Source organism: Paenibacillus sp. Marseille-P2973, assembly GCF_018101095.1.
GTDB classification, from domain to species: Bacteria; Bacillota; Bacilli; order Paenibacillales; family Paenibacillaceae; genus Fontibacillus; species Fontibacillus vini.
The window spans coordinates 73,995-87,357 of the sequence record NZ_JAGQEH010000007.1 but is presented as its reverse complement, the minus strand read 5'-3'; the positions used below and the strand labels follow the sequence as shown (position 1 = coordinate 87,357).

General features: G+C 48.6%; 9 protein-coding genes. 5 read left to right on the top strand and 4 right to left on the bottom strand.

The genetic code is table 11. From position 1 onward, the window contains the following. Nucleotides 1–33: 33 nt before the first annotated feature. From KB559_RS15475 to KB559_RS15465, 3 genes are all read right to left on the bottom strand, one after another. Nucleotides 34–780: a GTP pyrophosphokinase gene (locus tag KB559_RS15475; RefSeq protein WP_211022843.1), complete on the bottom strand. Its 747-nt coding sequence runs from the start codon at nucleotides 778–780 to the stop codon at nucleotides 34–36. A gap of 95 nt (nucleotides 781–875) precedes the next feature. After that, nucleotides 876–2,126 (bottom strand): chitinase, encoded by a 1,251-nt coding sequence (locus KB559_RS15470; protein WP_211022842.1) that lies wholly within the window; start codon nucleotides 2,124–2,126, stop codon nucleotides 876–878. 285 nt (nucleotides 2,127–2,411) lie between these two features. Then, the gene (locus KB559_RS15465; RefSeq protein ID WP_247681861.1) at nucleotides 2,412–3,170 is read right to left on the bottom strand and encodes a GNAT family N-acetyltransferase; all 759 of its coding nucleotides are present in this window, start codon (nucleotides 3,168–3,170) and stop codon (nucleotides 2,412–2,414) included. Between the two features lie 174 nt (nucleotides 3,171–3,344). On the opposite strand from KB559_RS15465, the gene KB559_RS15460 reads away from it, so the two are divergent. The 3 genes from KB559_RS15460 (at nucleotide 3,345) to KB559_RS15450 (ending at nucleotide 9,662) form a co-directional block, all read left to right on the top strand. After that, complete coding sequence (locus KB559_RS15460) at nucleotides 3,345–3,662, top strand: DUF1806 family protein (protein WP_211022840.1); 318 nt, start codon at nucleotides 3,345–3,347, stop codon at nucleotides 3,660–3,662. Continuing rightward, entirely contained in the window at nucleotides 3,659–4,408 is a 750-nt protein-coding gene (locus KB559_RS15455; protein ID WP_211022839.1) for a PIG-L family deacetylase, read from the top strand. The genes KB559_RS15460 and KB559_RS15455 overlap by 4 nt, the downstream gene beginning before the upstream one ends. 358 nt (nucleotides 4,409–4,766) lie before the next feature. After that, entirely contained in the window at nucleotides 4,767–9,662 is a 4,896-nt protein-coding gene (locus KB559_RS15450) for a S8 family serine peptidase (RefSeq protein WP_211022838.1), read from the top strand. A gap of 58 nt (nucleotides 9,663–9,720) precedes the next feature. Here the strand turns inward: KB559_RS15450 and KB559_RS15445 are convergent, their stop codons facing one another. After that, nucleotides 9,721–10,962, bottom strand: a complete 1,242-nt coding sequence (locus KB559_RS15445) for a peptidase (RefSeq protein WP_211022837.1) — start codon at nucleotides 10,960–10,962, stop codon at nucleotides 9,721–9,723. Between the two features lie 141 nt (nucleotides 10,963–11,103). Between KB559_RS15445 and KB559_RS15440 the strand changes: the two genes are divergently transcribed. Next, nucleotides 11,104–12,015, top strand: coding sequence for a LysR family transcriptional regulator (locus tag KB559_RS15440; protein WP_211022836.1), 912 nt, complete (start codon nucleotides 11,104–11,106; stop codon nucleotides 12,013–12,015). 126 nt (nucleotides 12,016–12,141) lie between these two features. Continuing rightward, nucleotides 12,142–13,281: a 5-methyltetrahydropteroyltriglutamate--homocysteine S-methyltransferase gene (locus KB559_RS15435; RefSeq protein ID WP_211022835.1), complete on the top strand. Its 1,140-nt coding sequence runs from the start codon at nucleotides 12,142–12,144 to the stop codon at nucleotides 13,279–13,281. The last annotated feature ends 82 nt before the right edge of the window (nucleotides 13,282–13,363 follow it).

Genomic DNA, 13,363 nt, shown 5'->3' with positions numbered 1-13,363 from the left:
AAAAGCGTAAATGTCCACCTGGATGGTGGACGCTTACGCTTGACCCAGTCCCTCGGATACTAGTTTGAGCAGGTTATCCGGAATTTTGAATTTCTCGTTGTTGATCAGCAATTGAAGATCATTGCCGGGTTCGGATTGTTGGGCCAGCTTGATTTCTTCCATTTCCTGTTGAAGCTGCTCCATTTTCAAGTCCAGTTCATAGGCGGTGTCGGCCGCGACTTTTAAATCTTTGAGCAAACGCTCAGGTACGGCTTCGTTGTATTTATAGAAAATTTTATGCTCCAGGCTTGCCCAGAAATCCATGGCGATCGTCCGGATTTGGACTTCAACGCACATCAGTTCCTCGCCATCGGACATGAATACCGGGACTTCAACCAGAAGGTGAAGGCTTTTATAGCCGTTTGCCTTCGGGTTTTTTATATAATCTTTAACGGATAGAATATTTAAGTCCTTTTGGCTTTGCAGCATCTGGCTGATCCGATATATGTCCGATATAAACGAACAAGTTATTCGAATGCCGGCGATATCTTTAATATTGTTCTTGATGTCTGTAAGCGAGGTAGCGCCGCCTTTGCGATACAGCTTTTTCATGATGCTTTCCGGAGACTTCAATCTGGATTTCGTATGCTCGATCGGATTGTAATCGTGAAGCAGCTGGAATTCTTCCTGCAAAATTTCGATTTTCGTTTCGACTTCCTGCAGGGCAAATTTATACATCATCATGAAGCGGGTCAGATTTTTTTGAATTACTTTCATCTGTTCGATGGGATTGTGTGTCATGTTTACCGTCCTTCTAGCGATAAAGAGTTTGGAAAGCGTATGTCCTTCTATTATAGCCTATTTCCGATTCCGCTTTCCAACTGTCTTAAAAGGAGTTAGAACGGCTTCATGTTCAGCGTGTCGACCTTCTCGCCGGAAATATCGACGCCCATTCTCTGCGTAATCTCCCGGTAATGGCCTGCGCGGCGTTTAACCGGGCTGCCTTCGACCTCGCCCAAATTGGCCTCGAGACCGTTCAGAACCATAATGGTGGTGCCGAAGCCGGGATTGCCGAGGCCCTTCAGCCTCTCGTCCGCGTTCGGCTTCCATCTGCCGACCATCACGTCATGGGCGGAAGGCTTTGGAGTTTGCGGGGTCATCCAGAACAGGATGGCCGTCATATAGCCGATTTTTCCATCGGCCGCTACTATTTCTGGATTGTTGAGCAGGACGCTTTTATCCCCATAAATAATGGAGCTGAATAATCCATAGTTAAAGTTCCAGCTCAGCATGATCGGCCCGCGGCCGTAATATCGTTTATCGGTGGTCCCCGGGAACAGTTCGGCGGTGCCCGGATCGACGAACGCATCCATATTGGCGCCGGTCCGGCCCGCTATGTTCTCGTTCCAGAACAGGCCCCAGCGCAGTGGACCGCCCGGTGCCGCATCCCAGCCGCCACCGGTTTCGTGCGACAGGTTGGCAAGAAACGCGGCCAACTCCCGTTTGCGGTCCTTTTTGAAGCCTTCTTTCAGGAAAGTTCCGCAGTCGACAATCACGGTCTCGATCGGCTTCAGCTTATTCTCGGCCGAATTAAAATCAGCGGAGCGAAGGACCAGCGTCTCGACCTTGGCCTCTTTGTCCAGCCTATGTATTTCCTGGGCGGAGGTCCCGGTTCGGGTGCTGATCTTTATTTTCAGGTTCGATACTTCAGCTACGGCATTCATGAGATTGTCATAGGAGAAGTAATCGGTTTGATCCTCTTTGAAGTACTCTTTTCCTTTTGCCACTTTGAACCATTCCTCGGAACCTAACCGGTAGGGGAATAATTCCTCAAAATCTTTCTCCGACAGAAGGGCCATAACGGCTTCGATCGCTTTATCGGGCGAATAGTCGGGATCGTTGCCGTCCCATTCCCGGAAAATATCTTTACGCTGCAAGAGACGGTGTTCACCGACGAGTAGTGAACTGCCCTGATATTGGACAGGACTAAGGACAGGGGGCTTATCATTTGCGAGCGACGGGGCGGACTTCGAAGCCCCTTCCAGGGCGAATGCGGACAGGGGAGCCGCAAACAAGGCGGTGCCTAAAGCGACAGGCAGACTGCGGCGCAGTACCTTGGTCATAACAGGGGACTTTCGATCGGACATACACATTCTCCTTTTCCGTGGGTTGATAACGCTTCCATATTACTCAGGCGGTTTTTCGATGTATATAGGTAGTGCTGCCCACGGGAAAAAAGCTGACGGTTTTCTGGAGAAATGATAATCCCCTGCCGCTGATCAAGGAGGACCAACAGCAGGGGATAAGATGTTGAATTAAGGAAGGTGCGGTCGGATCTTTGCGGCACTCCTCCCCGAGGTCTGGATCCCGAATCCCACTGGAAGAATGCGGAATATAGGAATAAAGCCGCTGGGATAAATTTATCTTATTGATCATTGTGCCTGCGGCAATCCTTCTTTTTGAATCCTGTACCAATGGCTGTAGACTTCGGTAAAGCCGATTTTGGAATACAGAGACCTAGCAGGTCCGTTGTTGGCGACTACGGCCAGATAACTGTCCGTTGCCCCGTTGGCTTGACCCCACCGGAGCAGATTCAATACCATTTGTTCCCCGAAGCCTTGATTTCTGTAAGCGGCATCCGTAACGATGTTATACAGTCCGATAAACCCTCGCTCAATTACCCCCAGGCCGCAGGCGACCGCTTGTCCGTTATGATACAGCAAAATAAAGCCTTTCCGGGTTCGGTTGTGAGATAGCATCCGTACCATCGTGTCCATTTTGCTCGCCGAAGCCTGATCCATTTTGCTGTATTGCTCCAGCCAATCCTCATCCGCATGCTCCAGGATTTTGACGGTATTGAGCAGGGGTTCCGCAAGGCGGTCCAGCTTCAGGGTTTGAATGCTGGTGATGTCGATCATCTCGTAGCCTCTTTGTTCCAGAGCAGTGTCCAGATCGGCGGGATGAATGAACGGCGTGATTTTAAAGATGGCGGGCAGCTGATTGGCAGCGTAAACTTTTTCGCAATCCTCGATCTTCTGATTCAGATCCAGTGTAGATCCGTACAAAGGGCTGACCGAGTTAGACCGCTTGGTGACCCCTTCCGCAAAACGCAGTATCCATCCGTCATAGAGCAGGGTGGTTAAGGCGGGCCAATTGTTTAGGGCCAGCTCTTCAATCAATTTATGATCCATACCGTTCGACATCTCCTATGAATGGAATAGTTTATTTCGGATAATTATACATATTGTTGTATATATATTCAATAGGTTTATTTTATTGTATGAACTTTCAATCAGCCTTGGTTTTGAAATCCTGATATAATGAACGGGTTGGTATTTTTAAAAAGAAGAAGGTACTGGATCACGATGAAAAAAATAGACCGAATGCAGGTGGAGGCCGAGCTCCGGAAATTTGCCGGAGGACCTGCCTTTATTCACAGTGAAGCTACATCGTATGTATTCGTCCGCAATTTCAAGGTTGAAGTAACGGATGCTTTTATTGCAGGAGAAGGGAACGGCCCTTACCGGGCAGCACTCCGCTTTGACGGACACGGCTGGCTTCGGATGGAGTCGCTCACCCATTACGAAATCGACGACCAGGGGCGTTTGCTGTTGGCCGGATTTGACGACAGGGGACGCATGGACGTAGCTCTCCATTTGGGAAAGGAGCCTTTTCCTGAATGAACAATATGAATCGTAGTGCAGCTCGGAAGCTGCTTGCCGTATTTGCACACCCCGATGATGAAACGTTTATTTGCGGCTGGACCTTGGCCAAATATGCGGCAGAAGGTGCCGATATTACGCTGGTAAGCGCGACGCGGGGAGAAATGGGACGGCGGATGGGCAATCCGCCATATCTTAACCGGGAGACCATCGCAGCCGCAAGGGAACACGAATTGCGCGAAGCTTGCGACTGCCTCGGGATTCGTGAACTGATCTTCCTGGATATCCGCGACAAGACCGTGGAATTCACGGATGAAGAGAGCTTGACCGCACGGATTGAAGACTTAATTCGTGACATCAATCCCGATGCTGTATTGACCTTCCATGAACGATTGGGCGGACATCCCGATCATTGCGCGATCGGCAAAGCGACTAAGGCGGCGTTCAGACGCGCCGGGCGTAAGGATGGACTGTACTATATATCGTTCGGAGACATGATGGAGGTTCCGGAACGATTTGGCTATACCCGTAGCGATATCGTTAAAATCAATGTGTCGGAGCATCTGGATGCCAAGCTGGCCGCATTTCGGGCCCACCGCTGTCAATCCGAGATTGATGAATGGGTGTGGCTCCCGGACGCAGAGGCCCTTGCACGGTTCGGCATGCATGAGTATTTTATAAAAACGGAGCTAGCGGCTCCCCTCGTGAATGACGACGATTTGTTTCAGTCAGAAGATAGCAGCGCGATATTTGCCTTCGAAAGTTAAGTAGAAGAGAAGCCGAACTAAGCTAAGCTTAAGCCCTTATGCAACCTGATGGTTGTGTAAGGGCTTTTTGTGCATGGACCCGTGTTAGTTTTACGAGGCATATATCCTGTTTGTCCACTTTTAGGCGGACATTTTGGTGATTTGTCCGTTTGGGAAGGACGGATAATTAATAGACAATCTCCTAGGGATTAGTTGAAAGATAGGATCATGTCGCAATTTGTAATATTATGTAACTGGGAATTTTTATTATATATTTTGTAAAATATTAGAGGTTTTCTTGTTAAATCATAGAATAGAAATAGGACGGCAACTTCAGTAGATGACATACCTAAAATACCAAGAATAGGGAGATGAGAGTTTGAGTAGGAGTGTAAACAGAAAATTATTTGCCGGACTATTAAGTTTCATTCTGGCCTTCACCTTGCTTCTTCCGGCAGCGGGAGCGCAAGAGGGCAGTCCGCTCGCAGAAGATAGTAAAGGGCAAAGTCAGGTCATATCAAGACTGAACCCGGATGCCGTATCGCTAGATTCGGTAAAGCTTGATCCAAACACTTCGCTGCAAGGAAAGCAAAAGCAGTCTTTTAGAAAGTCCTCAAAAAAGAGTTTTTCAAACCAAGAATTAACACTCGAACAGCAAGACCCCTCATTAACATCTACGATTGAACCTCAAAATTTTGTACCACTTTCAGATAGCAACGAACAAATATCCGTCATCGTGGAACTCCAGGAAGAACCCGTGAAAGTATTTGAAGCCGGACAGCTTCAAAGTAAGTCGCGTTCTTTTTCGGTATCATCCCATCAATTAAAAGTAAATTCGGAGCAACAAAATTTTAAAAAGAATGTAACGAACAAATTGAATGCCGACATCGGCCGTCAATATTCTGAAATTTTTAATGGATTTTCGTTGACGATTGCGGCCAACCAAGTGGAGGAGCTGCTCGCGCTCCCTGGGGTCAAAGCCGTTTATCCCAACAATACGGTGTATGCGACTGCGGAATCGGATGCAACCGTCTTAACGCCGGAAGGCAGCGTTCCATTCATCGGAAGCGAATCGTTCTGGGATGCGGGAGTGAAGGGCAGCGGAATTAAAGTCGGTGTCATCGATACCGGGGTTGCCAATGATCACCCCGATTTGGAAGGCGCCATTTCAACAGGTTATTGGGGTTACGATTTCGTAAACAACGATAATGAACCTTATGAAACAACAAGGGAAGATTATCTGAAGGCAAAAGCATTGAATCCGAAAACCAACGAATATCATCCTGAAACCGGGAAGCCATACTGGACTTCGCACGGAAGTCACGTTTCGGGAATTATTGCAGGAAGAGGCCAAGGAATGGCTAATTTTGCAGAGGGGATCACGGGAGTTGCTCCCGAGGCTCAAATTTTTGCCTATAAAGTACTTGGACCTTATGGCAGCGGCACTACGGAAAACGTAATGGCAGGCATCGAACAAGCTGTTGAAGATGAGATGGATGTAATAAACCTCTCGCTTGGGTCGGAATCCAACAATGAGGGTTCGGCAGATGCCATTGCAGTGAACAATGCCGTCAAGGCAGGCGTTATTGCGGTTGTATCCAGCGGGAACAGCGGACCTGGCGAAGCTACTGTTTCGGACCCGGGTACAGCGGAACTGGCCATCACAGTGGGAGCGTCCAAACCGCCGTTGAACACGCCGATCTTGAAAATCACCGGCGGATCCGAAGAATTCTTCATGGATACCTTTGATAAATCTCAAGGAATCGAGAATTTAACGGATTCTTATGAATTAGTCGAAGTCGGATTAGGATATCAAACGGATTATGAAGGAAAAGATTTGGCAGGTAGAATCGCATTTATTAAACGCGGGGACATCTCTTTTGCGGAAAAGGCAAAATATGCGATTCAGGCAGGCGCTACTGCCGCCATTGTTTATAACAATGTTCCGGGTGCGCTTGAGAGTGTCACACTCGGAGAAGAAGATATCACCATTCCGATTTATGCGATTTCCGGGACATATGGCGATTATATCAAGGAGAAGTTGAATAAAAATCCGCAGCTCACGGTGGCGTTTGATTCCATCATAGAGCAGGATATTATGGCGGATTTCAGTTCTCGTGGTCCTTCGAAACCATCATACGATCTGAAGCCGGATATTTCCGCACCAGGCATGGGGATTTTGTCCAGCGTAACCGAGTATGAAGGCTGGTATGAAGCCCAAAACGGTACTAGCATGGCAGCTCCGCATATTGCGGGTGCCGCGGCACTGGTAAAGCAGAAATATCCTGAACTAAGCGTATATGAACTCAAATCTTTGCTTATGAATAATACGTTAAAGCTCAATGATCGTATGGGAAAACAATACACACATATGGATCAGGGAGCCGGACGTGTCTCACTGGAAAAAATCCTCCAAGCCAAAGCCGTAGCTATGACTGAGGAAAGAACCGAGTATGTGGAGAACAATGAACCTACCACGCATTACACGGGCAGCGTTTCATTCGGCTATGTCAATTATGGCTCTAGCGCCAATCGTCAGGTTATCGTTAAAGATATAGTAGGGGCAAGCTCTGCTTATTCGATTGAGACCAAGTGGTATGGCGACTCACCGGTGGGCATAGAGCTATCCAAGAACCAAGTTGCTATTTCGCCTAATGGACAGGATTCTTTTACGGTTACCGTTGAAGTACCTATTACCTTAGAGGGAATGCACTACGAAGGTGAACTGATTTTGAAGGAATCGGGCAGTGGTCACGTGATTCAAATGCCGGTTTCACTTTATGTAGGGGAAGCACCGCAAATTGATGTAGTCACGGATTTAAAACTATCTCCGATTGCTTTTTCTCCGAATGCGGATGGAGTGAGTGATACATCGGATATCTTGTTTAAAATTAATGAATATACTTCCTATCTTTCATTCGAGGTATTTTCAAGCGATGGGTCATGGTTATTCACCTTGTTTGAAGAAGAAGATGGCATAAGACCTGGAGAATATAAAGTGCCCGGCTGGGATGGAAGTGAGTTGCCGGATGGTAAATATTACCTTGTTGCTAGTGTAGGAGAATCAAGAGAATCAGCGAGTCTGTTAGGGCCTGAATGGAATGTTTTCATAATTGATAGGGAGGCTCCTGCCAGTCAACTTGACGATCCAGCCGTTGTCTTTGACAGTACAAGTGGGATCGGGAAGATTTCAGGCCAAATAACCGAGGATCTGTTGATCGATTTGTTGGTTGACGATGAGCTCGGCATTGTAATTTCTGACCTGATTGGCGTTGCTGCGGTGTTTGAGACACCTGATAACCCTGAGGGTTATACTCAAATCGATGGTGTAATTGATGAAAACGGCAGATTCCAAATTCCGGTTCCGATTATTCCCGGGAATAACACTTTTGAAGTGTATGTATACGATTTGGCAGGCAACGGAATGATTCAGCCGGCTCATGTTGTCGACTACACTTTGAATAATTATGTCGCTCCTCTGATTTTCCCGGATCAGGTACAACTTAATGATGAGTTCGTACTTGGCTTGTATTTTGCAAGTACGGAAGCTGTTTACTCTGCAAAATTCGATCTTTTGTATAACAATCAGTTGGAATTTATTAATGTATTAGAGAGTCCGCAGTTAAGCGATCATCAAACCAAGTATAATCCGGAAAAATCGCTGACGGTTACCCAGGCGGCGTATGAGCATACTGCGGATACAATCAGGCATGAATATTCCGTCAGTCTGAATGATACGATTGGTTACTCCGGTACAGGCTCCCTAGCTTTCTTCAACTTTTCAGGAGAAAAGGCAGGAAACTATAAATTCGAAATTGAGAATCTACAACTGCTTGATGCTGAAGGAAAGGAAATCACCTTAGATTTAACGCCGTTCGCAGAAGTTACGATCCAAGAGCAATCGGTTCTTACCGTCACCCCTCAAACCGTCTCCATCCAGAAGGGGACCGACAAGCAACTGACGGTCACTTACAAAGGACCGGACGGCAAGGTGTCGGATGTAACGGGAACGGCGCAATATAAGGTAGCCGATACGAGTGTAGCCAAGGCAGTAAAGGGACTGGTAAGCGGCAAGAAGGTTGGCCGTACTGCTGTGGAAGTGAGTTACAAAGGATTGACTCAAACCGTGGAAGTTACTGTTACGGAGGTTACAAATCCTGGTGGTAGTGACGGAGGTAACGGTGGAAGCAACGGCGGAGGCAGCGGTGGTGGCGGAGGCGGCGTAACGGCTCCTACAACTCCAACTCCGAAACCGGAGACTCCGGTGGTAAACGGAGCTGTCAAAACGGCGATCAAGTCGAATGAGCCTGCAACGGTTACGTTGCCGAACGGGTTGACGCTGACACTTCCGGCGGGGGCTATTGGTTCGGCGGAAGCGGCTTTTGTGCAAGTGACTCCTGCAACAGAAGACGCTACTAAGGAGTTATTGGCCGGTCTGAAACTCGGGTCGTCCATCAAACCGCTGGGTCAGTACTATGACTTTGCCATTCTGGATAAGGACGGAAAACCGCTGGAAGGACTTAGTTTCAGCAAGCCTGTGGAGCTGAGCATTCCGGTAAGCGCACTTGCCGCAGGGCAATTAAACGGGGAAAAAATCAGCCTGTTTAAGATCGGTGACAAAGGACAGCTTACCCAGCGTCCTGGACGGTTGATCGACGGCAAAATTGTTGTCAGTCTGAACAGCTTCAGCCGGTTTATGTATATGGCTAAGGACATCTCGTTTACGGATGTGACAAGCTCGAACTATGCCTGGGCTGTGAACGAAATTGAAGTGCTTGCTTCCAAGGACATCGTTACCGGCCAAGGCGCGGAGACATTTGCACCAGGGTCCCAAGTAACCAGAGCCGAATTCGTTGCGCTTCTTATCCGGGTCCTGGAGCTGGAGAAGGAAAAGGCCGGCAAAGCCCGGTTCAGTGACGTGAAGGAAGGAAGCTGGTATTACGAGGACGTGCAAACCGCGGTTGCAAAGGGATTCGTAAGCGGATATGATAACCTGAACTTCGCACCGGATCAACAAATTACACGCGCGGAAATGGCGGTTATTTTGTCCAGAGTGCTGGAGTACTTGGGCAAAACAGGTTCAGCCGATGGGCAGCAGTCCGGATTTGCCGACAGCGGCAGCATTCAGGAATGGGCCAAGAAAGCGGTAGCCCAGGTGGCAGAGCTTGGTCTGATGCAGGGCAAAGGCGATAACCGGTTCGAAGCGGAGTCCTTTACGACTCGTGCGGAAGCAGCCATGGTGGTGTATCGGATCTTTAAGACGTATACCAAGTAATAAGAAGAACCTTCAATCCGCAAAGGCGGGTTGAAGGTTCTTTTGTATCATGCAGGTCTTAATGCGGCATTACGGCGTCTTTGTCTTCCGTTACGATGACGATTTCGGCATTCGTCATTCCAGGAAGCGAACGGGTCATCATCGGCGAGTGGTAAGCGACGATTTTCATGCCGGCTTTGAGCTTAGGCTCTCCGGCCAGCAGCGGAATGATTACCGTGTCTTCCGAAATATTCAGAATAACATCGTTATTCTTCGAGTCGTCGGAACCGACATTCACGTAAACTTGGCCTTCCGAAGCGAAATCGGAAGCTTGAATGGTTCCTTCCACTTTAGGAGCAACCGCGGATTGAACTACGATTTTATCGGCATGAGATTGAGCCGGATAAATCATGAGCATGACTTCAGGATAATAGGCGATGATTCGTTGATCGGCTTTAAGGGCATCTTTGGTCAATGCCACTCCGTTTTCGTCCACGATCTGTGTCTCTTCATCCACCTTCAGGAAAATATAGTTGATACCGCCTTGTTCCAGAGGATTACCGATCACTGTGATGGTATTATCCGCAATATTGGTGATTACTCCGTTCGTACCCGGCGCCTCCTCACTTGGCATTTCTGTTTCTTCCGTGTTTACTACAACATAGTTTGTCGTGGATTGGGCAGGAAGGCTCAGCATGACGGCCGGGCCGTAGAACGCTCTTACCGTCATTCCTTCTTTAATTTCGGAAGCCGTAATAGCCTTGCCGGTTTGGTCCACAAGTTGGGTCTTGTCCGCAAAATGCAGCACAATGCTGTCCTCAAAACCGGAGTAAATATCGGTTCCTTTGACGAAAATACCGTTTTCCCGGACTTCAGATACGACGCCGTCTATCGCCGTAAACGACTGATCCTGAACGACCAGCGTCAACGCGGTTCCGCGGGCGGGCAAGCTTTTCGTGATATTAGGACCGTAGAAGGCTTTAATCGCTTTCTTTTCATCTATAATGGTCTTCAGAGCCACTTTATTGCCTTTTGCGTCCACGATTTTCGTATCTTTGGTGATCGCTAGAATGATTTCGCTTTGATCGGTAGGCGCGAGTCCGCGTCCTTTGACTGTAATGAATTTACCGGTCTCATCATTGATGAAGTCAGTAATTTGTCCCAATGTGCCCGGTACGATCTTAACCTGATTTTGATTTTGAACCATGCTTAAATCAGGGGTTTTGGTTGGCGGCGGTACATCCTGCGCAAAAGCGGCTAACGGAATTGCGGTCATTGCCAGTAGGGATGCTGTAGCGATAGCTTTGTTCATTTTTTTCATAGTTAGAGTCCTCCGTCGGATGGTGATGTTATGTTCTCTGCTCATTAACCTTGACGGGATAATTCCTGAAATGTTGCACTTGGCGGAAAATCGTCATTAAATAGGAATAATGGAGTACACAGTGTGAGAGGGGCGGCAACCATGACTTTGCAGCAATTGAAGTACGTCATCGAGGTCGCAAACCGCGGTTCGATGAATGAAGCGGCCAAGCGGCTGTTTATTTCCCAGCCCAGTCTATCCAATGCGATCCGGGATTTGGAGGAAGAGATCTCGGTCACCATTTTTGAGCGGACGAATAAGGGGATTTCCGTGACCAATGAGGGTTCGGAATTTCTGAGTTATGCAAGGCAGGTGGTCGAGCAGGCGGAACTGCTGGAGAACCGTTATCTGGACGGAAAGCTGGCTCCCCAGCATTTCTCGGTCTCTACCCAGCATTATGCTTTTGCGGTGAACGCCTTTGTGAACCTGGTGCGAGATTACGGGCATGCGGAATATGAGATGGCGCTGCGCGAGACGAAAACGCATGAAATTATCGAGGACGTGAAGTCCCGGCGCAGTGAAATCGGCATCCTTTATTTGAACGACTTCAATGCCAAGGTCATTAACAAGCTGTTAAAAGAAGCGGGACTGCAGTTCAACAGCCTGTTTGTGGCGAAGCCGCATATTTTTATCAGCATTCAAAACCCGCTGGCCAAGCAAGAGATGGTGACGATCGACCAATTGCGGGAATACCCGTACTTGTCCTTTGACCAAGGGGAATACAACTCGTTTCATTTCTCCGAGGAAATTCTCAGTACGTTGTCGCATCCGAAGAGCATCCGGGTCCATGACCGGGCGACGCTATTCAATCTGCTGATCGGGTTGAACGGGTACACGATTTCTACAGGCGTGCTCAGTTCGGACCTCAATGGAAACGAAATTATTCCAGTCCCGCTCGATTGCAGTGAGAGCATCAATGTCGGCTGGATTTGTCATAAGCATGCGACGCTTTCCAAGTTGGCGTTGGCATACGTCGAGGCTCTGAAGGAGTCCGTGAAGATTACCCAGGGCTAGCAAAAAGATAGATATAGCTTTTGGCTATAACCAGTTATAGCTTATTAGAGTTACTCTATAGCCGGAAAGGTATGGTATTTTTCTCTTAACGAATTCAAATTCAATCGTGAAGAGGAGATATCAGCCATGTGCAACGTGACGACGGTTCAAGGAACATCCAGAAAGGCGGCGCCATACCGGTTTGATGTAGTGGGCAGTTTTTTGCGGCCGGAGGCTTTGAAGAAGGCCAGAGCGCAATTCGGCAAAGGAGAGATTACGGAGGCCGAGCTGAAGCAAATTGAGGATCGCGAAATTATCCAATTGGTCGAGCAGCAAAAAGCGGCCGGACTTCAGGCCGTGACGGACGGAGAGTTCAGACGTTCCTGGTGGCATTTGGATTTCATGTGGGGACTGGACGGCGTAGAGAAGGCAGGATCGGAAAAAGGCTACCAGTTCAACGGCATTGAGACAAGAGCGGAAACCGCGCGTTTGAACGGGAAAATCGGATTTTCCGACCATCCGTTCGTCGAGCACTTCCGGTTCTTGAAGCAAGCGGCAGGAGACGACGTCGTTGCCCGCCAGACGATTCCGGCGCCAGCGCAGTTCCTGGCGGAGCTGCTCCGTCCAGAGAACAAGGCAAGTACGGACAAGTATTATAGCAGCACCGACGAGTTGGCGAGAGATACCGCTCAGGCTTATCATAAGGCGATTCTTGCTTTTTATGAGGAAGGATGCCGCAACATTCAACTGGATGATTGCACATGGGGCATGCTCTGTGACCGGGAATTCGCTAAAACGATGCAGGGTGCGGGGGTGGATACGGCCGAAATCGCGAAGCTGTATGCCCGCGTAAATCAGGAGGCGGTTGAGGGATTGCCGTCCGACCTGGTCGTAACGACCCATGTATGCCGCGGCAATTACTACTCCACCTGGGCTTCGTCTGGCGGATATGAGCCGGTTGCGGAAACGTTGTTCGGAATACAGCATATCGACGGCTATTATCTTGAATTCGATACAGAGCGGGCCGGGGATTTTACACCGCTGAAAGAGCTAAAGGATCAACAGGTCGTCTTGGGATTGTTCTCTTCCAAAACAGGAGTGCTGGAGGACAAGGATGTCATTGTCGCCCGCATTAAAGAAGCAGCGGAAATTGTGGGCTTGGACCAAATTTGCCTCAGCCCGCAGTGCGGATTTGCCTCTACGGAGGAAGGTAATCTGTTGACGGAGGAAGAACAGTGGCGGAAGCTGGCCTTCATCAAGGAAATTGCCGAGGAAATATGGAGCTAGAGAATATAGTGAGAGCGGGATCCGGTGCATATCGGGTTCCGCTCTTTTTGCGAGGAATTCATGGATTATCAAAACAATAAAT

Coding starts and splice junctions, on each gene's coding strand:
- KB559_RS15460 (WP_211022840.1), top strand. CDS start 3,345: ATGAAAAAAATAGACCGAATGCAGGTGGAGGCCGAGCTCCGGAAATTT.
- KB559_RS15440 (WP_211022836.1), top strand. CDS start 11,104: ATGACTTTGCAGCAATTGAAGTACGTCATCGAGGTCGCAAACCGCGGT.
- KB559_RS15475 (WP_211022843.1), bottom strand. CDS start 780: ATGACACACAATCCCATCGAACAGATGAAAGTAATTCAAAAAAATCTG.
- KB559_RS15435 (WP_211022835.1), top strand. CDS start 12,142: ATGTGCAACGTGACGACGGTTCAAGGAACATCCAGAAAGGCGGCGCCA.
- KB559_RS15455 (WP_211022839.1), top strand. CDS start 3,659: ATGAACAATATGAATCGTAGTGCAGCTCGGAAGCTGCTTGCCGTATTT.
- KB559_RS15465 (WP_247681861.1), bottom strand. CDS start 3,170: ATGGATCATAAATTGATTGAAGAGCTGGCCCTAAACAATTGGCCCGCC.
- KB559_RS15470 (WP_211022842.1), bottom strand. CDS start 2,126: ATGTCCGATCGAAAGTCCCCTGTTATGACCAAGGTACTGCGCCGCAGT.
- KB559_RS15445 (WP_211022837.1), bottom strand. CDS start 10,962: ATGAAAAAAATGAACAAAGCTATCGCTACAGCATCCCTACTGGCAATG.